Raw genomic sequence first — 25,462 nt, 5'->3', positions numbered from 1 at the left:
AGGCGTTTGGACATCCAGGGTAAAGAATGAATTTGGCGTCAGGGTCTCGACTACACAGAGAACGACCCGCGCGGGCAGTAAAAGCGGAAAAAATCGCTGGGCATTATAAGCATTTTTCCGCCGGGGGCGTCATTGGCGCTTCTGTCAAGACGCAGTGATTGAACGCAATGCACATTACAGAGTCCGTAACTCACGGATAGTCATAGGGAATTGGTAGTGCTAGGACTCTTCAATAAAAAGACCAGAACGCTTCTGGGGATCGACATCAGCTCCACGTCGGTGAAGCTTCTGGAGCTGAGCCGCCAGGGCGATCGCTACCGGGTCGAGGCCTATGCGGTCGAACCGCTGCCGGCCAGCGCCGTCGTCGAAAAAAACATCGCCGAGCTCGAAGGCGTGGGCCAGGCCCTGTCTCGCGTGCTGCTCAAGGCCCGCACCGGGATCCGCAATGTCGCCGTGGCCGTGGCCGGTTCGGCGGTGATCACCAAGACCATCGAGATGGATGCCGGGCTGTCCGACGACGAGATGGAAAACCAGCTCAAGATCGAGGCCGATCAATACATTCCTTACCCTTTGGACGAGGTCGCCATCGACTTCGAAGTCCAGAATGTGTCGGTGCGCAACCCCGAACGGGTCAATGTTTTGCTTGCCGCCTGTCGAAAAGAAAACGTCGAGGTCCGTGAGGCTGCCCTGGCCCTGGCCGGGTTGACCGCCAAGGTCGTGGACGTCGAAGCCTACGCCCTGGAGCGCTCCTTTGGCCTGCTGGCGCCCCAGCTCGCTTCCAATCAAGAGCGTCCGACCGTCGCGGTGGTGGACATCGGCGCGACCATGACCACCCTGAGCGTGCTGCACAACGGCCGGATCATCTACACCCGCGAACAATTGTTCGGCGGTCGCCAACTCACCGAAGAGATCCAGCGCCGTTACGGCCTGACGGTCGAGCAGGCCGGGCTGGCGAAGAAACAGGGCGGCTTGCCGGACGACTACGTCAGCGAGGTGTTGCAACCGTTCCGCGAAGCGTTGGTGCAGCAGGTCTCCCGTTCATTGCAGTTTTTCTTTGCGTCCGGCCAGTACAACGCGGTCGACCATATCCTGCTGGCCGGCGGCACCGCTTCGGTGCCCGGGCTCGATCGGTTGATCGAACAACGACTGGGCACCCCGACCCAAGTCGCCAACCCGTTCGCCGACATGTCGCTGAGCAGCAAGGTCAACGCCGGCGCCCTGGCCAGCGATGCGCCGGCCTTGATGATTGCCTGCGGTCTGGCCCTCAGGAGTTTCGACTGATGGCGCGGATCAACCTTTTACCCTGGCGTGAAGAGCTGCGCGAAGAGCGCCGAAAGCGTTTTCTGCTGACGTTGGTGGGCGTGCTGGTCGGTTCGGTGGGCCTGGTCCTGATTGCCAACCAGGTTTTCAGCAGCGCCATCAGCCAGCAAATGGCCCGCAACGATTACCTCGGCAAACAGATCGCCGTGGTCGATGAGCGGATCAAGCAAATCAGCGACCTCAAGGCCCGCCGCCAGCAACTGGTGGAGCGCATGCGCATCATCCAGGACCTGCAGGGCAACCGGCAGATCAGCGGGCGTATCTTCGAGCAGTTGGCACGTACCCTGCCGGACGGCGTGTATTTCACCGAAGTGAAAATGCAAGGCAAGAGCCTGGCGATTACCGGCGCGGCCGAGTCGAACAACAAGGTCTCGGAGCTGATGCGCAATCTCGATGCCTCGGACTGGTTCGACGCGCCAAGCCTGACCGAGGTCAAGGCGACGACCGCCGGTCAGTTGGACCAGGCCAACGTCTTTCAGTTGACCGTGCGTCAGACCCGACCAGTCTCGATGGAGGCTGCTAAATGACGCCATCGGAATGGTTCGAAGGGCTGCGCAAGATCGACATCAATGATCTGGACACCAACAACATCGGCTCCTGGCCACCGGCAATCAAGGCGTTGGCGGGCATCCTGCTGATGGTTCTGGTGTTGGCGCTGGGCTACAACTTCTTCATCAGCGACCAGCAAAACGAGCTCGATCTCAAGCGCACGGAAGAGTCGACGCTCAAGGAGCAATTCGCCAGCAAGGCCAGTATGGCGGCGAACCTCGAGCTCTATACCCAGCAGATGAAGGAGATGGAGAACTCCTTTGGTGTACTGTTGCGCCAACTGCCCAGCGACACCGAAGTCCCCGGTTTGCTGGAGGACATCACCCGTACCGGCCTGGGCAGCGGTCTGGAATTCGAAGAAATCAAGTTGCTGCCGGAAGTCACCCAGCAGTTCTACATTGAATTGCCGATCCAGATCACTGTCACTGGCGCCTATCACGACCTGGCCACGTTCGTCAGTGGCGTGGCCGGCCTGCCGCGCATCGTCACCCTGCATGACTTTGACCTGGCGCCGGCCAATCCCGACGGCGGGACGAAGCTGCGCATGAGCATCCTCGCCAAGACCTACCGCTACAACGACAAGGGGCTGCAAAAATGAGCCCGTTGCGTTGTTTTTCGATGGGGGTGTTGTTGGCGGGGCTGGCCGGTTGCGGCGGCGACAATGGCTTCGGCGACCTGGATGCGTACCTGAACGAAGTGCGCCTGCGTCCGCCGGGCAAGATTGAACCAACGCCGACATTCCGGTCTTACCCCACATTCACGTACAGCGCGGCGAACCTGCGCAGTCCGTTTTCCCGGCAGGTCAGGGTTGACCTGGCGGGCCAGAAGCACGGTTCACGCAACGTCAAGCCCGACCCCAGTCGGGTCAAGCAGTACCTCGAAGGTTTCAACATCGAGCAGTTTGAAATGGTCGGCACCATCTCCAATGCCTCTGGCTCCTTTGCGCTGCTGCGCGGGGCGGGCGGTGTGCATCGGTTGAAAGTCGGCGATTACCTGGGGCGTAACGATGGACGGATCGTCGCCATCAGCGGCTCACAAGTCGATGTGGTCGAAATCGTTCCCGACGGCGAAGGCGCCTGGCTGGAACGACCACGGACCATCCCTTTGAAAGAGCACTCATAGTGGAACTCGAACAATGAACAGGATTTTCTCAACCCTCGGTATTTCGCTATGGATAGCGCTGCTGTCGCCGATGGTACAAGCGGCCAACCTCAATGCGCTGGATGTCGCTGCGCTGCCGGGTGACCGCGTCGAGTTGAAGTTGACCTTCGACGGACCACCGCCGCCGCCCCATGGCTACACCACGGAGCAACCGGCACGCATTGCGCTGGATCTACCGGGCGTGGTCAGCAAACTGGCCAGCAAGAATCGCGACCTGGGTGGCGGTAACGCCCGCACTGCCACGGTGGTGGAGGCCAAGGACCGGACGCGATTGATCATCAACCTGACCCAACTGGCGCCGTACAGCTCCCGGGTTGAAGGCAACAATCTGTTCGTGGTCGTTGGGCAAGGCGCCAAAAGCGCGGCAACCAAGCCCGTCGCACCGCGCGTCGCCACCGCAACGCCGGCCCCGGCGAAAACCTACGCGCCGGCGGGCAAGGCCATCCGTGGCGTGGACTTTCAGCGCGGCACCCAGGGTGAAGGCAATGTGGTGATCGATTTGTCGGACCCCTCCATTGCCCCGGACATCCAGGAGCGCGACGGCAAGATCCTCCTCGGTTTCGCCAGGACCCAATTGCCCGAGCGATTGCGCGTGCGTCTCGACGTCAAGGATTTCGCCACCCCGGTGCAATTCGTCAACGCCAGTGCCACGGGCGACCGCGCCGTGATCAGTGTTGAACCCAGCGGCGCCTTCGAATATTCGACCTACCAGACCGACAACAAGCTGACCGTCAGCATCCGTGCGGTCACTGCCGACGACTTGCAGAAGCGCAATGCTGAACGTTTTGCCTACACCGGCGAAAAGCTTTCGCTGAACTTCCAGGACATCGATGTGCGCTCAGTGCTGCAACTGATCGCCGACTTCACCAATCTCAACCTGGTGGCCAGCGACACGGTGCAGGGCGGCATTACCTTGCGCCTGCAGAACGTGCCGTGGGATCAGGCGCTGGACCTGGTGCTGAAAACCAAAGGCCTGGACAAGCGCAAGATCGGTAACGTGTTGCTGGTCGCGCCGGCCGATGAAATCGCCGCGCGGGAGCGTCAGGAGCTGGAGTCGCAGAAACAGATCGCCGAACTGGCGCCACTGCGTCGGGAGCTGTTGCAGGTCAACTACGCCAAGGCCGCGGACATCGCCAAGCTGTTCACCTCGGTGACCAGCGCCGATGCGAAAGTCGACGAGCGCGGTTCGATCACCGTCGACGAGCGGACCAACAACATCATCGCCTACCAGACCCAGGATCGCCTCGACGAGCTCCGGCGCATCGTCGCGCAACTGGATATCCCGGTGCGCCAGGTGATGATTGAGGCGCGGATCGTCGAAGCCAACGTCGATTACGACAAGAGCCTGGGCGTGCGCTGGGGTGGGTCGGTCCAGAACAAGGGCAACTGGAACACGTCGGGTGTCAGCAACGGCACCGGCGGGTCGGCCACCATTGGTACGCCTGGCGGCACGAACACCAACTCGTCGTTCGTCGACATGGGGACGGCGGCCAACACCTCGGGGCTCGGCATCGCGTTCATCACCGACAACGTGCTGCTCGATCTTGAGCTGACGGCGATGGAGAAGACCGGCAACGGCGAAATCGTCTCGCAGCCCAAGGTGGTTACGTCCGACAAGGAGACCGCGAAAATCCTCAAGGGCACCGAGATTCCCTATCAGGAAGCCAGCTCCAGTGGCGCGACTTCGGTGTCGTTCAAGGAGGCGTCGCTGTCCCTGGAAGTTACGCCGCAAATCACCCCGGACAACCGCATCATCATGGAGGTCAAGGTCACCAAGGATGAGCCGGACTATCTGAACAAGCTCAACGATGTCCCGCCGATCAAGAAAAACGAAGTCAACGCCAAAGTGCTGGTCAACGATGGCGAGACCATCGTCATTGGCGGAGTTTTCTCAAATACTCAGAGCAAGGTTGTAGATAAGGTGCCATTTCTGGGCGATGTGCCGTATCTTGGCCGCCTTTTCCGGCGTGACGTGGTTTCGGAGAAAAAATCCGAGCTGCTGGTATTTCTCACTCCGCGTATCATGAACAACCAGGCGATTGCTGTGAGTCATTGATTCTGTGCGAAATTTGATTCTTGTTGGACCGATGGGGGCTGGAAAAAGCACCATCGGCCGGTTGCTGGCCAAAGAGCTGCGCCTGCCATTCAAAGATTCCGACAAGGAAATTGAATTGCGCACGGGCGCCAATATCCCGTGGATCTTCGATAAAGAGGGCGAGCCCGGCTTTCGTGATCGCGAGCAAGCGATGATCGAAGAGCTGTGCGCCTGCGACGGCGTCGTGCTGGCGACCGGCGGCGGTGCCGTGATGCGCGAAGCCAATCGTCGGGCCCTGCATGCCGGGGGGCGCGTGGTTTATCTGCACGCCTCCGTCGAGCAGCAAGTTGGCCGCACCTCCCGCGATCGCAATCGTCCGCTGTTGCGCACCGCCGATCCGGCCAAGACCCTGCGCGACCTGCTGACGATCCGCGATCCGCTTTATCGGGAAATCGCCGATCTGGTGGTGGAAACCGATGAGCGGCCGCCGCGAATGGTCGTGCTGGACATCCTCGAACGCTTGCAGCAACTTCCGCCCCGTTAAAGCGCGGCGCGAAATGCGCTATCCTCGGCGTCCTGTCATGGCCGCCCGAGGTTGTGGCGGATGGCTATCAAATGGCGTCACACCAGCAGGCGCCGCGCACATTCGTTAACTCAAGGCAGGACGCCTGATTCCATCTTCACTGTGGGGACACATGCAGACACTCAAGGTCGATCTAGGCGAGCGCAGCTACCCGATTCATATTGGCGAAGGTTTGTTGGATCAGCCCGAATTGCTGGCCCCGCACGTTCGCGGACGGCAAGTGGCAATCATTTCCAATGAGACCGTGGCGCCGCTCTATCTCGAACGTCTGACCAAAAGCCTCGCACAGTTTTCAGTTGTCTCGGTGGTGCTGCCCGACGGCGAAGCCTTCAAGACCTGGGAAACCCTGCAACTGATTTTCGACGGTCTGTTGACCGCCCGGCACGACCGCCGCACCACGGTGATCGCCCTCGGTGGCGGCGTGATCGGTGACATGGCCGGTTTTGCTGCCGCCTGCTACCAGCGCGGCGTGGACTTCATTCAGGTGCCGACCACGCTGCTGTCGCAAGTCGACTCGTCGGTGGGCGGCAAGACCGGGATCAACCATCCCCTGGGCAAAAACATGGTGGGCGCCTTCTATCAGCCCAATGTGGTGCTGATCGATACCGCGACGCTCAATACCTTGCCGGCTCGCGAACTGTCTGCGGGCCTCGCCGAAGTTATCAAGTACGGGCTGATCTGCGATGAGCCGTTCCTGACCTGGCTCGAAGAAAACGTCGATCGCCTGCGCGCCCTGGATCAGGTCGCCCTGACATACGCCATCAAGCGCTCCTGCGAGGCCAAGGCTGAAGTGGTAGGCGCCGACGAAAAGGAAACCGGCGTGCGCGCCACGTTGAACCTGGGTCACACCTTCGGCCACGCCATCGAAACCCACATGGGCTATGGTGTGTGGCTACATGGTGAGGCGGTCGCTGCTGGCACCGTAATGGCGCTGGAAATGTCCGCGCGCCTGGGCTGGATCAGCGAACAGGAGCGAGATCGTGGTATTCGCCTGTTCCAGCGTGCCGGTCTGCCGGTCGTCCCGCCAGAAGAGATGACCGAAGCCGATTTTCTCGAACACATGGCAATTGACAAGAAAGTGATCGACGGTCGTTTGCGCCTGGTGCTGCTGCGCCACATGGGCGAAGCAGTGGTGACCGACGATTATCCGAAAGAGGTTCTACAGGCCACGCTGGGAGCGGATTACCGCGCCCTGGCTCAGCTTAAAGGTTAATAAGATCCCGATGACTAGTTTGCATGCCGACGAGGCTTTCCTCGGCCATTTCCAGTTAAGTCATGACCCTTTTGCTCCACGGGTGCCTGGCTTCAAATTTTTCCCGGCCCAGCGCAAACCGGTGCTGGGGCAACTGCATCACCTGGCGCGTTACAGCCAGTTGCTGCTGGTGGTCACTGGCCCGCAAGGCAGCGGCAAGACCCTGTTGCGCCAGGCCCTGGTGGCCAGCACCAACAAGCAGTCCGTGCAAAGCGTGGTGGTTTCCGCCCGTGGTGCCGGTGATGCCGCCGGTGTGCTGCGCCAGGTCGCCCAGGCGCTGAACGTGGCCCAGGCCGAGATCAACGCGATCCTGGCCCAGGTGGTGCAACTGGCCCTGACCGGGCAGGAAGTCTACTTGCTGGTGGATGACGCCGAGCAACTCGACGAGTCCGCGCTCGAAGCCTTGATGGCCCTGGCCGCCGGTGCACCGGAGGGTCGCCCTCATGTGTTCCTGTTCGGCGAATCGTCGCTGATTGCGCAACTGGAGGCGTTGAGCCTCGAGGAAGAGCGCTTCCACGTCATCGAATTGCAGCCCTACACCGAAGAAGAAACCCGCGAATACCTGGATCAGCGTCTCGAAGGCGCCGGTCGGGGTATCGAACTTTTCACCGCGGATCAGATCTCTGATATTCACGAAAGCTCCGACGGTTGGCCTGGCAACATCAACCAGGTCGCCCGCGATGCGATGATCGAAGCCATGATTGCCAGCCGCACAGCGGTGAAGCGTCCAAGTATGGGGTTCAACATGCCGAAGAAACACGTATTGGCGATTTCCGCCGTAGTCGTGGTCGCGGTAGCCGCCGCCTGGCTGATGCCGGGCCGCAGCAAGACACCGACCACCGGCGCACCGGCCAACGAACAGGCCCAACTGCCACTGGGCACGCCAAAACCTAACGCTGCCGGGGGCGCGCCTTCGGTAGAGTTCGCCGGTAACACGCAGCCGATGCCGTTGCCGCTCGTCGGCCAGCAGCAACCGGTCATGCGCAGCCCACTGGCCGAAGCGGCCGGTGGTATCACTGAAGGCGACGACGGCGTGCCGGTCGAAGGCTCCAGCGCCACGCCGCCAACCGTGACCACCATCGCACCGCCGACCGGCATCCAGCCTGGCCCTGCACCGACGCCTGCCGCCAAACCGGCGCCGGCACCGACCCAGGTCGCTACCGCCAAGCCTGCGCCAGCGGCCAAGCCGGCTCCAGCGCCGGCCAAGCCCGTAGTTGCCGCCAAACCGGCCGAGAAGCCGGTTACCGTCGCTAAAGCCGCCGGCGGCACCTGGTACGCCGGGCAGCCGACGAGCAACTACGTGGTGCAGATCCTCGGCACCAGCTCCGAAACCGCTGCACAATCCTTCGTCAAGGAGCAGGGCGGCGAGTACCGTTATTTCAAGAAAGTGCTGAACGGCAAACCGCTTTACGTCATCACCTACGGCAACTTCGCCAACCGCGATGCAGCCGTTACCGCCATCAAGGCCTTGCCAGCGAAGGTTCAGGCTGGTAAACCTTGGCCTCGCTCCGTCGCCAGCGTCCAACAGGAACTGGCTACAGCTCGCTGATGATTGGGCGGCCTTACCCAGGCCGCCTCTCCCGGCACCTCAAAATTTTCCGCAAGTAGCATGCTGCCCTAGAGGCCGCGTGCCTTGTGGTGTCTGCGTTACAGTAGTCTTTGAGTCGTTGCGGTCAAAATTAAAAAAGTTTTGACTAGCACAGCAGATCGCTTTAAACCTTTCACAAATGCGACATAGATTTGCGACAGTTCGTCGTCAAATTTGTGAGCGTCTGTGTCGCTGTGTACAATGACCACCCTTTTGCCCCCGCTAAGCTGGCGTACGTTCGGCGCGGAATGCAAGTGGTTGAATTGAAAAGAAATTTGCCTCGAAAAGAGGCAGCCTGGTGAGAAAGTGTCTATGAAAGCAGGTCTGTACCAACCAGATGAATTCAAGGATAACTGCGGTTTTGGCCTGATAGCCCATATGCAGGGCGAGCCCAGTCATACCCTTTTGCAAACGGCCATTGAGGCCCTGACCTGCATGACCCACCGCGGTGGGATCAACGCCGATGGCAAGACCGGTGACGGATGCGGCTTGCTGATTCAAAAGCCGGACGTGTTCCTGCGAGCCATTGCCCAGGAAACCTTCGGCGTCGAACTGCCCAAGCAATATGCCGTGGGCATGGTCTTCTTCAACCAGGACCCGGTCAAAGCCGAAGCCGCTCGCGAAAACATGAACCGCGAGATCCTTGCGGCCGGCCTGACCCTCGTCGGCTGGCGCAAAGTGCCGATCGACACCAGCGTCCTCGGCCGCCTGGCCCTGGAGCGCCTGCCGCAGATCGAACAGGTGTACATCGGCGGTGAAGGCCTGAGCGATCAGGACATGGCGATCAAGCTGTTCACTTCCCGTCGTCGCTCGTCCGTGGCCAACGCCGCCGACGCCGATCACTACATCTGCAGCTTTTCGCACAAGACCATCATTTATAAAGGCCTGATGATGCCGGCGGACTTGACCGCCTTCTATCCAGACCTCAGCGACCAGCGCCTGCAAACCTCGATCTGCGTGTTCCACCAGCGCTTCTCGACCAATACCCTGCCGAAATGGCCGCTGGCGCAGCCGTTCCGCTTCCTCGCCCATAACGGCGAGATCAACACCATCACCGGTAACCGCAACTGGGCCGTGGCCCGTCGCACCAAGTTCACCAACGACTTGATGGACCTGGAAGAACTCGGCCCACTGGTCAACCGTGTCGGTTCTGACTCCTCGAGCATGGACAACATGCTCGAGCTGATGGTCACCGGCGGCATCGACCTGTTCCGTGGCGTGCGGATGATCATTCCGCCTGCGTGGCAGAACGTCGAAACCATGGACCCGGACCTGCGGGCGTTCTACGAATACAACTCGATGCACATGGAACCGTGGGATGGCCCGGCCGGCGTAGTAATGACCGACGGTCGTTACGCGGTGTGCCTGCTCGACCGTAACGGTCTGCGCCCGGCGCGTTGGGTCACCACCAAGAACGGTTTCATCACCCTGGCCTCGGAAATCGGTGTCTGGAATTACCAGCCTGAAGACGTGATCGCCAAGGGCCGCGTTGGCCCGGGCCAGATCTTTGCCGTGGACACCGAAACCGGTCAGATCCTCGACACCGATGCGATCGACAACCGCTTGAAGTCCCGTCATCCGTACAAGCAATGGCTGCGCAAGAATGCCCTGCGCATCCAGGCGACCATGGAAGACAACGACCACGGTTCGGCTTTCTACGACGTCGACCAGCTCAAGCAGTACATGAAGATGTATCAGGTTACGTTCGAAGAGCGCGACCAGGTGCTGCGTCCGCTCGGCGAGCAAGGCTACGAAGCCGTGGGCTCGATGGGCGACGATACGCCGATGGCCGTGCTGTCCCAGCGCGTGCGCACGCCGTACGACTATTTCCGCCAGCAGTTCGCCCAGGTGACCAACCCGCCGATCGACCCGCTGCGTGAAGCCATCGTCATGTCGCTGGAGATCTGCCTCGGTGCCGAGCGCAACATCTTCCAGGAGTCGCCGGAACACGCTTCGCGCGTGATCCTCAGCTCGCCGGTGATTTCCCCGGCCAAGTGGCGTTCGCTGATGAACCTCGATCGTCCGGGCTTTGAGCGCGCGATCATCGATCTGAACTACGACGAAAGCGTCGGCCTCGAAGCGGCGATCCGCAACGTTGCCGATCAGGCTGAAAAAGCCGTGCGCTCCGGCCGTACCCAGGTGGTGCTGAGTGACCGGCACATTGCCCCGGGCAAGTTGCCGATCCACGCTTCGCTCGCCACCGGCGCGGTGCATCACCGCCTGACCGAAAAAGGCCTGCGCTGCGATTCCAACATCCTCGTGGAAACCGCCACCGCTCGCGATCCGCACCACTTTGCCGTGTTGATCGGTTTCGGCGCCTCGGCGGTCTATCCGTTCCTGGCCTACGAAGTGCTGGGCGACCTGATCCGTACCGGTGAAGTACTGGGCGACCTCTATGAGGTGTTCAAGAACTACCGCAAAGGCATCACCAAAGGCCTGCTGAAGATCCTGTCGAAGATGGGCATCTCGACCATCACTTCGTACCGCGGTGCGCAGTTGTTCGAAGCCATTGGCCTGTCCGAAGAAGTCTGCGAGCTGAGCTTCCGTGGCGTGCCGAGCCGCATCAAGGGTGCGCGTTTCGTCGACATCGAAGCCGAGCAGAAAGCCCTCGCCGCCGAAGCCTGGAGCCCGCGCAAGCCTATCCAGCAGGGCGGTTTGCTGAAGTTCGTCCACGGTGGCGAATATCACGCTTACAACCCGGACGTGGTCAGCACCCTGCAAGCCGCTGTGCAGCAGGGCGACTACAGCAAGTTCAAGGAATACACGGCGCTGGTGGACAACCGTCCGGTGTCGATGATCCGCGACCTGTTCAAGGTGAAGACCCTGGACACGGCGCTGGACATCAGCGAGATCGAACCGCTGGAATCGGTGCTCAAGCGCTTCGACTCCGCTGGCATCTCGTTGGGCGCCTTGTCGCCTGAGGCTCACGAAGCCCTGGCCGAAGCCATGAACCGCCTCGGTGCGCGTTCCAACTCCGGCGAAGGCGGCGAAGACCCGGCGCGCTACGGCACCATCAAGAGCTCGAAAATCAAGCAGGTTGCGACTGGCCGTTTCGGTGTGACCCCGGAATACCTGGTCAACGCTGAAGTGCTGCAGATCAAAGTCGCCCAGGGCGCCAAGCCCGGCGAGGGTGGTCAGCTGCCAGGGGGCAAGGTCAACGGTCTGATCGCCAAGCTGCGTTACGCAGTGCCGGGCGTGACCCTGATTTCGCCGCCACCGCACCACGACATCTACTCGATCGAAGACTTGTCGCAGCTGATTTTCGACCTGAAACAAGTCAACCCGAAGGCTTTGGTCTCGGTGAAGCTGGTGGCAGAAGCAGGCGTCGGCACCATCGCCGCCGGTGTGGCCAAGGCCTACGCGGACTTGATCACCATCTCCGGCTATGACGGCGGCACCGGTGCATCGCCACTGACCTCGATCAAATACGCGGGCGCGCCGTGGGAACTCGGCCTGGCCGAAACTCACCAGACCCTGCGTGGCAACGACCTGCGCGGCAAAGTCCGGGTCCAGACCGACGGCGGCCTGAAAACCGGCCTCGACGTGATCAAGGCTGCGATCCTCGGCGCTGAAAGCTTCGGCTTCGGCACCGCGCCAATGATCGCCCTGGGCTGCAAATACCTGCGCATCTGCCACCTGAACAACTGCGCCACCGGCGTCGCGACTCAGAACGAGAAGCTGCGCAAGGATCACTACATCGGCACCGTCGACATGGTGGTGAATTTCTTCACCTACGTCGCCGAAGAAACCCGTGAGTGGCTGGCCAAGCTGGGCGTGCGCTCCCTCGAAGAGCTGATCGGTCGTACCGATCTGCTGGAAATCCTCGAAGGCCAGACCGCCAAGCAGCAACACCTGGACCTGACCCCGTTGCTGGGCAGCGATCACATCCCGGCAGACAAGCCTCAGTTCTGCCAGGTCGAGCGCAACCCACCGTTCGACAAAGGCCTGCTGGCCGAGAAAATGGTCGACATGGCCACCTCGGCGATCAACGACAAGAGCGGCGCTGATTTCGAGCTGAATATCTGCAACTGCGACCGTTCGATCGGCGCGCGGATCTCCGGTGAAATCGCCCGCAAGCACGGCAACCAAGGCATGGCGAACGCGCCGATCACCTTCCGCTTCAAAGGGACGGCCGGTCAGAGCTTCGGTGTGTGGAACGCCGGCGGCCTGAACATGTACCTGGAAGGCGACGCCAACGACTACGTCGGCAAAGGCATGACCGGTGGCAAACTGGTCATCGTTCCGCCGAAGGGCAGCGTCTACAAAACCCAGGACAGTGCGATCATCGGCAACACCTGCCTGTACGGCGCCACTGGCGGCAAGCTGTTTGCCGCTGGCACCGCGGGCGAGCGTTTCGCCGTGCGTAACTCCGGTGCCCACACCGTGGTGGAAGGCACTGGCGATCACTGCTGCGAGTACATGACCGGTGGTTTCGTCTGCGTGCTGGGCAAAACCGGTTACAACTTCGGCTCAGGCATGACCGGCGGTTTCGCCTACGTGCTCGACCAGGACAACTCCTTCGTTGACCGGGTCAACCACGAACTGGTGGAAATCCAGCGGATCAGCGGCGAAGCGATGGAAGCCTATCGCAGCCACCTGCAACGCGTGCTGGACGAATACGTCGCGGAAACCGACAGCGAATGGGGTCGTAACCTCGCTGAGAACCTCGATGACTATCTGCGTCGTTTCTGGCTCGTCAAACCTAAGGCGGCGAGCTTGAAGTCGCTGCTCTCCAGTACGCGGGCAAGTCCGCAGTAATCGACGTAGCTGCAAGCGGCAAGCTTCAAGCCGCAAGCGAACAGCAGTGCGCGATGTGCCTGCAGAGTGATTTTTTGCAGCTTCAAGCTTGTAGCTTGACGCTGCTGTTATGAGGTTTTGAAGATGGCCGAACGTCTCAGCAACGACTTCCAATTCATCGATGTCGGGCGCAAAGATCCGAAGAAGAAACTGTTGCGTCAACGCAAGAAAGAGTTCGTGGAAATCTACGAACCCTTCAAACCCCAGCATTCGGCCGATCAGGCCCACCGCTGCCTGGGTTGCGGTAACCCGTATTGCGAATGGAAGTGCCCGGTGCACAACTTCATTCCCAACTGGCTGAAACTGGTGGCCGAGGGCAACATCCTTCAGGCCGCCGAGCTGTCGCACCAGACCAACACCCTGCCGGAAGTCTGCGGTCGGGTGTGCCCACAGGATCGTCTGTGCGAGGGTGCCTGCACCCTCAACGACGGCTTCGGTGCGGTGACCATCGGTTCGGTCGAGAAGTACATCACCGACACCGCGTTCGCCATGGGCTGGCGCCCGGACATGTCCAAGGTCAAGCCGACCGGTAAGCGTGTTGCGATCATCGGCGCAGGCCCTGCTGGCCTGGGTTGTGCCGATGTGCTGGTGCGCGGCGGCGTGACCCCGGTGGTGTTCGACAAGAACCCGGAAATCGGCGGTCTGCTGACCTTCGGCATCCCCGAGTTCAAGCTGGAAAAGACTGTGCTGAGCAATCGTCGCGAAGTCTTCACCGGCATGGGCATCGAGTTCCGCCTCAACACCGAAGTGGGCAAGGACGTGACCATCGAGCAACTGCTCGCCGAATACGATGCCGTGTTTATGGGCATGGGCACTTACACCTACATGAAGGGCGGCTTTGCCGGTGAGGACCTGCCGGGCGTGCACGACGCGCTCGACTTCCTGATAGCCAACGTCAACCGCAACCTGGGCTTTGAAAAGTCGCCGGAAGATTTCGTCGACATGAAAGGCAAGAAGGTCGTGGTGCTGGGCGGCGGCGACACGGCGATGGACTGCAACCGCACGTCGATCCGCCAGGGCGCCAAGTCGGTGACCTGTGCGTATCGTCGCGACGAAGCGAACATGCCGGGCTCGCGCAAAGAGGTGAAGAACGCCAAGGAAGAAGGCGTGAAATTCCTCTACAACCGCCAGCCGATCGCCATCGTCGGTGAAGACCGCGTCGAAGGCGTGAAAGTGGTCGAGACCCGTCTTGGCGAACCGGACGCCCGTGGCCGTCGCAGCCCCGAGCCGATCCCGGGTTCCGAAGAGATCATCCCGGCCGACGCCGTGGTCATCGCGTTCGGTTTCCGTCCAAGCCCGGCGTCGTGGTTCGAACAGTACGAAATCCAGACCGACAGCCAGGGCCGCGTCGTGGCCCCGGAGCAGGGTAAATACAAGCACCAGACCAGCAACCCGAAAATCTTCGCCGGTGGCGATATGGTTCGTGGTTCTGACCTGGTGGTGACGGCGATCTTCGAAGGCCGCAATGCCGCCGAAGGGATCCTGGATTACCTGGGCGTCTGACGACGCCAGCGGCAAGCTACAAGCTACAAGCTGCAAGTCAGAAGCAACGGCGCTTTTAGACTTGCGGCTTGTAGCTTGCCGCTTGTGGCTGTCTTTCTGCGTCGCGCTCTGAGAAAATGCCCGCACTTTTTTTCCGGATGCCGACATGACTGCCCTGAAGAACGACCGTTTCCTTCGCGCCCTGCTCAAGCAACCCGTAGACGTCACGCCTGTCTGGATGATGCGTCAGGCCGGTCGCTACCTGCCGGAATACCGCGCCAGCCGCGCCAAGGCCGGTGACTTCATGAGCCTGTGCATGAACCCGGAGTTCGCTTGCGAAGTCACGATGCAACCGCTCGACCGCTACCCGCAACTGGACGCGGCGATCCTCTTCTCCGACATCCTCACCATCCCGGACGCCATGGGCCAAGGCCTGTACTTCGAAACCGGTGAAGGCCCACGCTTCAAGAAAGTCGTCAGCACGATGGCCGACATCGAAGCCCTGCCGATCCCGGATCCGCACAAAGACCTTGGCTACGTGATGGACGCGGTCAGCACCATCCGCCGCGAACTGAACGGCCGCGTGCCGCTGATCGGCTTCTCCGGCAGCCCATGGACCCTGGCCACCTACATGGTCGAAGGCGGCTCGTCGAAAGATTACCGCAAGACCAAAACCATGCTCTACGACAACCCGCAAGCCCTGCACTTGTTGCTGGACAAGCTGGCTCAGTCGGTCACCAGCTACCTCAACGGCCAGATCATGGCCGGCGCCCAAGCGGTGCAGATCTTCGATAGCTGGGGCGGCAACCTCTCGGCGGCGGCGTACCAGGAATTCTCCCTGGCCTACATGCGCAAGATCGTCAGTGGCCTGATCCGCGAACACGAAGGCCGCAAAGTGCCGGTCATCCTGTTCACCAAGGGCGGGGGGCTGTGGCTGGAAAGCATCGCCGACGCTGGCGCTGATGCGTTGGGCCTGGACTGGACCTGCGACATCGGCAACGCCCGCGACCGCGTCGGCAACAAAGTCGCCCTGCAAGGCAACATGGACCCGACCGTGCTCTACGCCAAACCAGAAGCCATCCGCACCGAAGTCGGCCGCATCCTTGCCAGCTACGGCAAGGGCAGTGGTCACGTGTTCAACCTGGGTCACGGGATTACCCCGGAAGTTGATCCGGAGCATGCGGGCGCGTTCCTGCGCGCGGTGCATGAATTGTCGGCGCAGTATCACGAGTGATCGTTGCCCGATAACCAAAACGCCCGGCTTGTGCCGGGCGTTTTTTTTGTGTCGGTTCTTAGTGGCCGAGGAGTTGTTCGGCGTAGCGGGCGATGATGTGGTCGAAAGGTTTTTGGTCGGAGATGTCGGTTGATCGAATCGCGGTGACGAGACGATTGAGGTCTTCTTCACTGGCCTGCGTGATGAATTCTTCATCGAACAGCAGCCGGATGGTGTTCTGACGCCGATTGTTCAGGTAGGCAATATCCAGCGCCAACACTTCAATCATCTTCGATGCGGGGAGGTCTTCAGAGTCTGTTGGTTGGATTTCACCAGTTCTCAGATACCGGAAGCGCAGCTCACATCGTTCATCCATTGGAGAGATATGCAGCGCTTCGTCAAACCAGTTGCCCTTGCGATGGCCGCAGTGCAATGGGGTGCCGGGCCTGGTTTCACGTATGCAGGAGGCGTGGAGATTTTGATACTCCAGCGCCAGTTCTCCATAGTCCTCTTGAGGCTTGAAATGCTCGATATGACTGTTGGACGCTTCTATCTCTCTACCGCAGTAACAACAGAAGTGCCCTTGCTCGATCAGCAAACTGGTATGCAAATCCCGTTTTTGCGGGTTTTGCAGTGTCGGATAAGTGGGTTTCCACTCATCATTTGCCGAGGTTTTCCATTCTGTAAATGAAGCAGGTTCAGTTCCTTTGAGCACTCGCTTCATTTTCCGAGGATCTCCTTGCGCCTCATCAGCGCTTCGGCGCCCGCAAACTCTGGGAGGTCAGGGGCTTTTTTCTTCAGCGTCTCAAGTTGGATTTTTGCTTTTTTGAGGTCGTTGTCTTCCAGCGTGGAAAACAGCTCAGAGAGCAGTTTTTCAATTTCTGGCTCGCGCTGAGTAACACCCATGACTTCCTCCAGAACACTGCTGGAATCCAGGCCATAGGTGACCCGTGGGTGGGAGGCGTCGCCATTGTTTAGCACGATCACTTCTTCGGGTTTCAGGCTGCCGATGATTTGAGGGGAGTGGCTGGCGGCGATGAACTGGACTTTAGGGAAGGCTTCTTTCAATGCCGGAACAATGTTGCGCTGCCAGGCTGGATGAAGGTGGATATCCAGCTCATCGATGATGACCACGCCTGAAGTGTTTTTCAGGACGTCCTTACCCATGTGTGGGTTGAGGATGCACATGCGGCGGGCGATATCGGCGAAGAGAGCGACCATCCCGCGTTGGCCGTCACTCAGTTCGTTAAAGGGAATGGTTTTTTGGTCGTCGATATCGATCAACAGGCTTTGCAGTCTTAGGTCGTAGCGTAAGTTTCGCGCTTTGGGTACTGCAAACTTGATAGCACTATTGACCCATGCGAGTTCGTCTTCGAAATCTACCGAGACAGGTTTTGCATCAAGCAGATTTTGCATCCGCTCAAGCGTCTTACCGATCAACCAACTTTCGAAATCGCGAAGATCGGCGACAGCGTCGAACCAGTTTATGTATCCGTCGAAACGCGATACTCGATGTTGTGCGGCGAACTCAGCAGTTACCCCCGCACCTTGCCAGCGACGATCGGACCGGTAGAAAGCGAGTACGGGTAAATCGACCTGAATAGCCAAGTTGATTTTTTGAAGTACTTTGTCTTTTTCAGCGTCGAAAATGGAATCGACCAGGTGTGGAAGGGCTTCCCCATCTCGTTTCATCACCCATTCTGTTGCTTCGAACACGTCACCCATGCCGTGCACAAGTAATGGAAATTTGCGTTCGTACCGGCTTCGGCCATCAAAACGATCTATGACAAAACGTATGTCTTCATTTTTTAGGGAGGTCTGGCTAGGTTTCATCGCATTGCCAAATTCGATGAATGAAACTGCCACCGCCTGCAACAACGAAGTCTTCCCACTCCCATTAACCCCCACCACCAGATTGAAACCCGGCTGAAAGTCGAAAGTGGCATCTTCGTAGCAACGAAAATTCTGAATGTGAAGACGGTCCAGGCGCATTCTGGCTTCCCTTTACCAAGACTGACGAATGCCGTCAGTGTACCTTGGCTCGCGATTACCGCTAGGGCGCAGTTGTGGCTAGACCTGTGCGGTGCCTGGCAGCGGCGGCAACTTCGCCAGCTTCAACGCTACCAACAGCGCAATCACCAGCAACCCGCCAATAAACAACCCGATCCCGTTCCACCCGCCGAGGTGCCAGAACACTCCACCCGCCGTCCCCGCAATACTCGACCCGGCGTAATAGCTGAACAGATACAGCGAAGAAGCCTGCCCCTTGGCCTTGATCGCCCGCCGCCCAATCCAGCTGCTGGCCACCGAATGCGCGCCGAAGAAGCCGAAGGTGAAGATCAGCATGCCAATGATCACCAGTGGCAGCGGTGTAAACAGGGTCAGCGCCAGGCCTGCGAGCATCAAGGTGATCGTTGCCCACAGCACCTTACGGCGGCCCAGTTTGTCGGCTAAGGAACCGATCTTCGCCGAGCTGTAAATCCCCGACAGGTACACCACCGACAGCAGCCCGACAAAGGCCTGGTCCATGTTGTAAGGCGCGGCCAGCAGGCGATAGCCGATGTAGTTGAACAGCGTGACGAACGCGCCCATCAGCACAAAAGCCTCAAGGAACAGCAGCGGCAGGCCGGCGTCGCGAAAGTGCATGGTGAAGCCGTCGAGCAGGCTGCGCGGGTGCATCGAGCGCGCGCGGAAGTTGCGTGACTCGGGCAGGATCTTCCAGAACACAGCCGCCGCGATCAGCGCCAGACCGCCGATCACCAACATCGCCGTGTGCCAGCTGACGAAGTCGATCAACACGCCAGTAATCAGTCGTCCGCTCATCCCGCCAATCGCGTTGCCGCCGATGTACAAACCCATGGCCAAGCCAATGTGCTGCGGATGAATCTCTTCGCTCAAATAAGTCATGGCGACCGCCGCCAGGCCGCTCAACGACAGCCCGATCAACGCCCGCATGATCAACACGCCTTCCCAGCTCGGCATCATCGCGCTGGCCATGGTGCACAGGGCGGCGGCGAACAACGCGGTCACCATCACCGGCTTGCGCCCGACCCGGTCGGAAATCGGGCCGGTGATCAGCAGACCAATCGCGAGCATGCCGGTGGCCACCGACAGGATCAGGCTGCTCTGGGCCGCGTTGATCGAGTACTCGTGGGACAGCAGCGGCATCATCGGCTGCACGCAATACAGCAGGGCGAACGTCGCGAAGCCGCCGCAGAACAGCGCCAGCACCGTGCGCATGAACATCGGCGTGCCTTTTTCGATGTAGATCTCGTTCAGCTCGGCGACGACATCGTCCAGCGCAGTGGGCGGAACTTCATGGGCGAGTGGGGCGACAGCAGTTTTCACTTCGGACCTCGGAGGGCGCAGCCGGTCAGGTAATGGAAAAAAGCATATAGCCGCCTAACGATTCAATCCAATATATTATTCGACCTGTTTAAGACGTTTAACGACCTAATGGAGTTTTCATGGAATTACGCCATCTGCGCTACTTCATCGCCGTCGCCGAAGAACTGCACTTTGGCCGGGCCGCTCAGGTGCTGGGCATCTCGCAACCGCCGCTTAGCCAGCAGATTCAGGCATTGGAAGCCGAGGTTGGCGCACGGTTGTTTGAGCGGACCAATCGTCGGGTTGAGCTGAGTGAGGCCGGTCGGCTGTTTCTGGAAGAGGCGCGACTGGTGCTGGCCCAAGTCGACAAAGCGGCAGACGTTGCCCGCCGTGCGCAACTCGGGGAGCTGGGCGAGTTGAAAATCGGCTTCACCTCGTCGGCACCCTTCAACTCGACCATCCCCCAGGCGATTTTCTCGTTTCGTCAGCGCTTCCCCGCTGTGCACCTGAACTTGCGGGAGATGAGCAGCACCCAAGTCGCCGACGCGTTAGTGGATGAGTCAATCGAGATCGGAATCATGCGACCGCTCGGGTTGCCGGACTCGCTCAGTGTGGTGGAACTGATGCGCGAGCCCCTGGTGGCGGTGCTCAGTTCCAAGCATCCATTGGCGAACGACAGCGAAGAAGGCCTGTTTCTGTCAGCCCTTGCCCTCGAACCTTTCGTCTTTTTCCCACGCAGTTATGGCAGTGGTCTGTACGCCCAGCTACTCAGCCTGGCGCGAGATGCCGGGTTTAGCCCGCACTTTGCCCAAGAGGCTGGCGAGGCGATGACCATCATTGGGTTGGTAGCGGCGGGGTTGGGTGTGTCGGTACTGCCGGCGTCGTACCAGCGGATGCGGATTGATGGCGTGGTGTATCGGCCATTGCTGGATCCGGAAGCGGTGTCGGCGGTGTGGCTGGTGCAGCGCAAGGATCAGAAATCGCCGATGGCGAAGGCGTTTGTGGAGTTGTTGACGAGGAAGGTGGAGCCCCTGAAATCGTGATGCCCTCTGTGGGACATTTCCGAAGCTATGTTCCGGAAGACTACAACGCCTTGCGGCGGAGCTTACGACAGGCTCAGAATCCGCCGGCTTGTACGCTTTGGGGGCCATCGGTAACTTGATTCGCATCACTGCTCATCAGTGATCGGGTTTAGTAGCTCGTGGTTACACGAAGCGTAATTGCGTTCCAGACAGTCAGGTATTTTCCATGCCTGTGCTTGATGGTAGCTGTGCGCAGGGCGCTCTCGGGCGCGCCGGTTTCGTGTCTCCCCGGTCTACTAACCTGCGTTCAGCTGCCACCCTTTTGTTTAGTAGCAATTCGGTGACGGCTCCACTTTTTTGGAGACCGAATTATGTTCAAGGACACACCAAACCCGCCGGATGGTCATTCGGCATCTCTCGACACGTCCCCGGACGCAGAAACGCTCAATCAGTCCGCCGATAACGTAGCGCCCCTCTACAAGCGACAACCCAGCAACATCGTTTTCATCGCGCCCGAAGTCGACAACCGGACCTTGCTGGAATACGCGAGTGAATCGCTGGCATCGGCGAATGTCATGGCGAGTGATTTCGTGAGATTTCTGGAGGGATCGCAGTGCAACACACTGCTTGGGATTCAGCAGTCGATCATGTTGGGAGAGCTGGCGGTCAACCGGGTGCTGGACAACTTCGACTCACCTTGAAAACGACAGAGATGATCGTTCCAACGCTCCTGCGTGGGAATGCCTCAATGGACGCTCTGCGTCCGCCTCGGCAGGGACGCGGAGCGTCCCGGGCTGCATTCCCACGCAGAGCGTGGGAACGATCAATCAACGGCGAACCCGAAAGGGGCTTGTGAGACTCTGAGGATCCTGGGTAACCAGCCATCGCAGAGCCAGACAGGTGAAGGGCGATGACAAGCCGACCTGTTTGCGAAGGGGCGCCGAAAGGCGCCCTTTGTCATTTCTGGCGTTCATCAAATAAGACGTCCAGCGCAAGTAATCGAAAAAAACGGGCGGCCTCGTCAGGTCGCCCGTTTTTTTATCCTAGGCAGAGACTTGCATCTGCAATCGTCGCCCGATCACATCCATCAAATCGCAGCCATCGCGCAATGACGTCACCAATACCCGCGCCAGCTCGCTATGAATACCTTCGTTAAACGCGATGTTCTCCAATAGCTGAGTTGCGGTGCGGATGCGGTAGGCCGCTGTTTCGTGCAATACGTCCAGCGGTGCTTGTGTATCGATCACCAGCGACGCGATGGTGCAGTCGATGCCGGTGATGGGCATGTATCTATCCATGACAAAAAACCTCCAGTTGGAAAAAGTACGCGATAGCTCAGGCGTTGATGGTGGGTGGAGGATCGCGTAGCTCTTTGGGCAACTCCAGGAGGTCCAATGCTCGGTTAACCAACAACTCGGCCATCGCGGCCAGTTGCTGGATGGCCAGCGCCACATTGCGGCGAGAGCTTTCCAGTTCGTCGGCCAGATCGGTGCTCATGACGTTCAGGGATGCCAGAGTTTCACAGGCGTGACAGAGCAGAGTCTCCTTGTCGACGGTTGGGAGGATGGCAAAGACATGGCTGACCGGGTCGGGGCGGTTGGGATTGCGCAGGCGTGCGCTGACCAGGGGTTCGGTGATATCGGAGAGTTTGGATAGATCGATGTCATCGGCGGGAGATGGCGTTGCTGACTCCGGCGGAACTGGGGGGATCTTTTTCATATTGGAATTCCCTTAAAAATTTACGAAACCACCTAGCCCTATGTCGTCAGCCAAGATTGGTGGGCTGCGTGCAAAGAGGAGTGGCGCGGTAGATTTATTACCAGAAAATTCTTTTTTATTAATCAAATAAATGAACATCTATGTAATTAAATGATTCATTTCTTGTCTGGTAATTTCTGTAAGAATCGGCTGTAAGAAATAGCTGTCGGAAGTTTCTATAAGTGTTGTGGGGTATATCAGCAGGCAGCCCTGCAGGGTGTCGTTTGTGAAATAATATCTAATGATTGTTAAGCGTGTTTGTGATATTGCTTTTGTATAAAGATTGACCCTATAGGATGCTGTACTCACAGCGAGATACGTGCATTCGGTTCGGTTCGGAAGCGCGGTTTGTTGAAAGTGTAAGTGAAGGCCAAACATGCATAAGAAAGAAAAAACAGAAAACTTAAAGAATAATATTAGATATCTGATAAAGAGTCGCGGAGAGACGCAGCTATCCTTGTGCAATTCCGCCGGCCTCACCCGGACCACGATATATAATATTCTGGAAGGACGGGTGGTGAATGTTCAGCAATCTACAATTCGCAAGATTTCTGATTTCTTTGGTGTGTCGTACAAAGAAATAGAGACTGTTGATTTTGAAGAAAAGGAAATAATAGAGAGTGATGTTTCGCTGCTGGGGAATATGAATCCAGCAGCTGTTCCGGTAATTAAAGAAACTCTCTTGATTAGAAGTTTGGAGAAAAGAATCGGCGAGCTGGCGACCATTCAACCGCTTACTTACTATTTTGGTTCAGCTTGCAATGTAATAGGTGTGCTCTTGGAGAATGAAATCAGAGGCTTCTATGAAGCGGGGGATTTGTTAATAGTAAAGAAAGGTCAGTCGAGCAGTGCCAAGGAGAAATTGGTGTATGACAAGAAAACGCAACAGTTGTTTGTGGTCGCCAATGCTTATGTCGACTGTAGTGTTGTTGGTGTCGTAGGAGATATATTGGAGCAACGATTCAATGGATGATGCTGCTGAAAATAGTAGGTACAAACTTCTAGGGTTTGAAAATAGCAAAAGTCTTGCTGTGATCATGGTGATCTCTACAGGGAAAGTTATCCGAATAAAGCTAAGTGAGTTATTGAAGAGTGAAGTGTTAGATAATTTAAATAGATCTGAAATTAAAGATGTGTACAGGAAATTCTACTCCGGTGGAGCCGCCCTGACTGCATATGAAGTCAATGATCGTCATGAAAGATCTTGGTTGACTTATGTTGTGCTCAATCTTTTGCTTTTTGCGCTTTACATATTCACAAACGTCGCAGCTACGAAGCTTATTTATCTGGAGCGCTTTGATGTTGTTGTCACGCCCGGTGTTTTCCTCTATCCGCTAACATTTTTGATAGTCGATTTGCTGAATGAATCCTATGGATTTAGGCTCGCAAGGAAAGCCATATTATTTGCGTTTGCAAGTAATGCACTCATTATTATTCTGCTGAGCACTACCAGTTATCTACCCGGGTTGGCTGGTTGGAAGCTAGATGAACCGTTTGGCGAAGTTATGGGTCATGTTTCTTCAGTTTTGATAGCGTCTTCCATTTCATTTCTTTTTTCTGAGTATTTGAATTCTTGCCTGTTATGTAAGATAAAAGAACTGACAAATTCAAGATTTTTGTTTCTTAGGGTGTTTTTAAGTACATTTTTTGCGGTGATAATAGATAGCTTTATTTTTTGCTCTATTGCGTTTTATGGGACTATGCCAAATAGTGAAATCCTAAGCATAATTTACATTCAGATAGCCATAAAAATGTGTTTCGCTGTTTTTAATGTTTTTCCAGCCTACGGAGCAAGGTACTTATTCAAAAAATACGTGGCGGTGGTTCCGGCTGCATAAAAACGCAAGGGGAGTGGGTCACTCCCCTTGCGGTATAGTTAAGTAGTTATATCCAGTTTTTCTTTTAGACTGTTCTTAATGGCTGTTTTGTTTTTCATGAAGTCATTTAAACCCTTCGCACGAAGAACGCACGCATCGCAAGCGCTACACCCACTACCTATTATTCCGTTGTAACAAGAAAGCGTATGGTTACGAATCAAATCCAGCTGCTTGTAGCAGTCGGCTAGGGCCCAGGTTTCTGCTTTGTTCAACCACATGAGCGGGGTTTCAATTCGTAACTTGTAGTCCATTCCCAGTTCAACTGCGTTATTCAACGCCTTGATAAATTTGTCCCTGCAATCCGGATACCCTGAAAAATCTGTTTCACAAACACCTGTTATGACCGTTTTCGCGCCAACTTGATATGCATAAATAGAAGCTAGCGTTAAAAACAAAATATTCCGGCCAGGTACGAAAGTATTCGGCAGGTTGTCTTCTGATCTGGCAGCAGGAACCGGGATATTGTCGCGAGTCAAACTACTAATCGCCAACTCATTTAATAATGCCGCATCGAGAACCTTGTGCACTGTTACGCCAAGTTTTTCTGATAGTTGAAGTGCAACTTCAATTTCCGCCCGATGGCGCTGTCCATAATCAAACGTGATGCAATGTATTTCATCGTAGTTTGGCAAGGCGTGGATCAAGCAGGTCGTAGAGTCTTGGCCGCCGCTAAAAACAATTACTGCCTTTCTGGTCATATTTTCATCCCTGGAATATCCCGGCAGATCGCCGGGGCCTTGACCCTACCGGGAAGCTCAAGGTCTTGCTGTGGGATGTTTCTGAAATCGTGGACGGTGCTTTCCCTGTTTCATTTTTTTACCGGGATGGAAGCTAGCGAGATGTTCGTCCCACGTCCTTGCGTGGAAATGCCTCGATAGACGCTCCGCGTCCGCATCGGCAAGGGACGCGGAGCGTCCCGGGCTGCATTCCCACGCAGAGCGTGGGAACGATCAACGCTCCGCGTCCGATCAAAACGGGCTCAAAAAAAAGGCGCCTGAAAAGGCGCCCTTTGTCGTATCTGGCCTTACTGAACCTTCACCAAATCCCCTTTCAACGCAACACCGGCCATGATCGCGCCGGCGTGGCACTCATAGTTCTTGGCGTCTTTACGCTCGTTGCTTTTGTAGAAACTCACGATGTTGGTCACGGCATTGGCGCCAGCGCTTTTGGCCGCCTCGTGCAGGCTGATGATGGCCGATTGCGCGACCCATTCGCAGGCCACGGTGTCGGTCTTGTTGAAGGCGTTGGTTTTCTTGTTGGTCACCGAGCCTGCAGTAAGGACGGTGACGTTGCCGGCCGGGTTGTTGCCCGCCAGGTAGAACTTCACGCTGCCATCGATTTTGCCGGTGCGGGTGGCTTCGGCGACGGCTTTGTCGAAGGGCAGGTACACGGCGGTGTCACGGGCCTGGCTGATGGCCGGCAGGGCGCAGATCAGCAGGGTGGCGGCGGTAGCGAGTTTCTTGAAGTGCATGGAGGTCTCCTTGACCCGGATTAGTTC

General features: G+C 57.8%; 22 protein-coding genes. 15 read left to right on the top strand and 7 right to left on the bottom strand.

Going from position 1 to position 25,462, the window contains the following annotated elements:
* The first annotated feature begins 216 nt into the window (after nucleotides 1-216).
* The 11 genes from ACZ89E_RS20495 to hemE all read left to right on the top strand — a co-directional run bounded on the left by ACZ89E_RS20495 (nucleotide 217) and on the right by hemE (nucleotide 16,001).
* Nucleotides 217-1,281, top strand: a complete 1,065-nt coding sequence (locus ACZ89E_RS20495; RefSeq protein WP_476256343.1) for a pilus assembly protein PilM — start codon at nucleotides 217-219, stop codon at nucleotides 1,279-1,281.
* Nucleotides 1,281-1,847: a PilN domain-containing protein gene (locus tag ACZ89E_RS20490; protein ID WP_149659170.1), complete on the top strand. Its 567-nt coding sequence runs from the start codon at nucleotides 1,281-1,283 to the stop codon at nucleotides 1,845-1,847. Before ACZ89E_RS20495 ends, ACZ89E_RS20490 begins: the two co-directional genes overlap by 1 nt.
* On the top strand, nucleotides 1,844-2,467 hold the full coding sequence (gene pilO, locus ACZ89E_RS20485; RefSeq protein ID WP_149659171.1) for a type 4a pilus biogenesis protein PilO: 624 nt from the start codon (nucleotides 1,844-1,846) through the stop codon (nucleotides 2,465-2,467). Before ACZ89E_RS20490 ends, pilO begins: the two co-directional genes overlap by 4 nt.
* Nucleotides 2,464-2,991: a pilus assembly protein PilP gene (locus tag ACZ89E_RS20480; protein ID WP_476256342.1), complete on the top strand. Its 528-nt coding sequence runs from the start codon at nucleotides 2,464-2,466 to the stop codon at nucleotides 2,989-2,991. Before pilO ends, ACZ89E_RS20480 begins: the two co-directional genes overlap by 4 nt.
* Before the next feature lie 13 nt (nucleotides 2,992-3,004).
* On the top strand, nucleotides 3,005-5,086 hold the full coding sequence (locus ACZ89E_RS20475; protein ID WP_476256341.1) for a type IV pilus secretin PilQ: 2,082 nt from the start codon (nucleotides 3,005-3,007) through the stop codon (nucleotides 5,084-5,086).
* Nucleotides 5,087-5,090: 4 nt separating this feature from the next.
* Nucleotides 5,091-5,609 carry a shikimate kinase AroK gene (gene aroK / locus ACZ89E_RS20470; RefSeq protein WP_149659174.1) on the top strand — a complete coding sequence of 173 codons (519 nt, stop codon included), beginning with the start codon at nucleotides 5,091-5,093 and terminating at the stop codon, nucleotides 5,607-5,609.
* Between the two features lie 151 nt (nucleotides 5,610-5,760).
* Nucleotides 5,761-6,861 (top strand): 3-dehydroquinate synthase, encoded by a 1,101-nt coding sequence (gene aroB / locus ACZ89E_RS20465; RefSeq protein ID WP_213940125.1) that lies wholly within the window; start codon nucleotides 5,761-5,763, stop codon nucleotides 6,859-6,861.
* A 10-nt stretch (nucleotides 6,862-6,871) separates the two neighbouring features.
* A complete protein-coding gene (locus ACZ89E_RS20460; protein WP_463259165.1) occupies nucleotides 6,872-8,449 on the top strand; it encodes an AAA family ATPase in 1,578 nt (525 codons plus the stop codon).
* 351 nt (nucleotides 8,450-8,800) lie between these two features.
* A complete protein-coding gene (gene gltB / locus ACZ89E_RS20455) occupies nucleotides 8,801-13,246 on the top strand; it encodes a glutamate synthase large subunit (protein WP_476256340.1) in 4,446 nt (1,481 codons plus the stop codon).
* Nucleotides 13,247-13,369: 123 nt separating this feature from the next.
* Complete coding sequence (locus ACZ89E_RS20450) at nucleotides 13,370-14,788, top strand: FAD-dependent oxidoreductase (RefSeq protein WP_476256339.1); 1,419 nt, start codon at nucleotides 13,370-13,372, stop codon at nucleotides 14,786-14,788.
* Nucleotides 14,789-14,933: 145 nt separating this feature from the next.
* Nucleotides 14,934-16,001 carry a uroporphyrinogen decarboxylase gene (gene hemE / locus ACZ89E_RS20445; protein WP_133837894.1) on the top strand — a complete coding sequence of 356 codons (1,068 nt, stop codon included), beginning with the start codon at nucleotides 14,934-14,936 and terminating at the stop codon, nucleotides 15,999-16,001.
* 58 nt (nucleotides 16,002-16,059) lie between these two features.
* Here hemE and ACZ89E_RS20440 read toward each other — a convergent pair whose 3' ends face one another.
* From ACZ89E_RS20440 to ACZ89E_RS20430, 3 genes are all read right to left on the bottom strand, one after another.
* Nucleotides 16,060-16,704, bottom strand: coding sequence for a retron system putative HNH endonuclease (locus ACZ89E_RS20440; RefSeq protein ID WP_476256338.1), 645 nt, complete (start codon nucleotides 16,702-16,704; stop codon nucleotides 16,060-16,062).
* On the bottom strand, nucleotides 16,701-17,972 hold the full coding sequence (locus tag ACZ89E_RS20435) for an AAA family ATPase (protein WP_476256337.1): 1,272 nt from the start codon (nucleotides 17,970-17,972) through the stop codon (nucleotides 16,701-16,703). The genes ACZ89E_RS20440 and ACZ89E_RS20435 overlap by 4 nt, the downstream gene beginning before the upstream one ends.
* A gap of 78 nt (nucleotides 17,973-18,050) precedes the next feature.
* Nucleotides 18,051-19,280, bottom strand: a complete 1,230-nt coding sequence (locus ACZ89E_RS20430; protein ID WP_476257064.1) for an MFS transporter — start codon at nucleotides 19,278-19,280, stop codon at nucleotides 18,051-18,053.
* 167 nt (nucleotides 19,281-19,447) lie between these two features.
* Here ACZ89E_RS20430 and ACZ89E_RS20425 point away from each other — a divergent pair, with 167 nt between their 5' ends.
* Together ACZ89E_RS20425 and ACZ89E_RS20420 are read left to right on the top strand one after the other, a co-directional pair.
* Nucleotides 19,448-20,350, top strand: coding sequence for a LysR family transcriptional regulator (locus tag ACZ89E_RS20425; protein WP_149659181.1), 903 nt, complete (start codon nucleotides 19,448-19,450; stop codon nucleotides 20,348-20,350).
* A gap of 350 nt (nucleotides 20,351-20,700) precedes the next feature.
* The gene (locus ACZ89E_RS20420) at nucleotides 20,701-21,030 is read left to right on the top strand and encodes a DUF6124 family protein (RefSeq protein ID WP_178129119.1); all 330 of its coding nucleotides are present in this window, start codon (nucleotides 20,701-20,703) and stop codon (nucleotides 21,028-21,030) included.
* Between the two features lie 342 nt (nucleotides 21,031-21,372).
* Here ACZ89E_RS20420 and ACZ89E_RS20415 read toward each other — a convergent pair whose 3' ends face one another.
* Both ACZ89E_RS20415 and ACZ89E_RS20410 read right to left on the bottom strand, forming a co-directional pair.
* Nucleotides 21,373-21,627: a hypothetical protein gene (locus ACZ89E_RS20415; protein ID WP_133837898.1), complete on the bottom strand. Its 255-nt coding sequence runs from the start codon at nucleotides 21,625-21,627 to the stop codon at nucleotides 21,373-21,375.
* A gap of 37 nt (nucleotides 21,628-21,664) precedes the next feature.
* Nucleotides 21,665-22,048: a DUF6124 family protein gene (locus tag ACZ89E_RS20410; RefSeq protein ID WP_476256336.1), complete on the bottom strand. Its 384-nt coding sequence runs from the start codon at nucleotides 22,046-22,048 to the stop codon at nucleotides 21,665-21,667.
* Nucleotides 22,049-22,463: 415 nt separating this feature from the next.
* Here ACZ89E_RS20410 and ACZ89E_RS20405 point away from each other — a divergent pair, with 415 nt between their 5' ends.
* Nucleotides 22,464-23,060: a helix-turn-helix transcriptional regulator gene (locus ACZ89E_RS20405; protein WP_476256335.1), complete on the top strand. Its 597-nt coding sequence runs from the start codon at nucleotides 22,464-22,466 to the stop codon at nucleotides 23,058-23,060.
* Nucleotides 23,053-23,925, top strand: a complete 873-nt coding sequence (locus ACZ89E_RS20400; protein WP_476256334.1) for a queuosine precursor transporter — start codon at nucleotides 23,053-23,055, stop codon at nucleotides 23,923-23,925. Before ACZ89E_RS20405 ends, ACZ89E_RS20400 begins: the two co-directional genes overlap by 8 nt.
* Before the next feature lie 38 nt (nucleotides 23,926-23,963).
* Here ACZ89E_RS20400 and queC read toward each other — a convergent pair whose 3' ends face one another.
* Nucleotides 23,964-24,662, bottom strand: coding sequence for a 7-cyano-7-deazaguanine synthase QueC (gene queC / locus ACZ89E_RS20395; protein WP_476256333.1), 699 nt, complete (start codon nucleotides 24,660-24,662; stop codon nucleotides 23,964-23,966).
* A 326-nt stretch (nucleotides 24,663-24,988) separates the two neighbouring features.
* A complete protein-coding gene (locus ACZ89E_RS20390) occupies nucleotides 24,989-25,435 on the bottom strand; it encodes an excinuclease (protein WP_149659183.1) in 447 nt (148 codons plus the stop codon).
* Nucleotides 25,436-25,462: the final 27 nt, after the last annotated feature.

The organism is Pseudomonas sp. TE3899, from assembly GCF_056279105.1.
The sequence above is the reverse complement of the archived record's forward strand: the minus strand, read 5'-3'. Positions and strand labels throughout refer to the sequence as shown.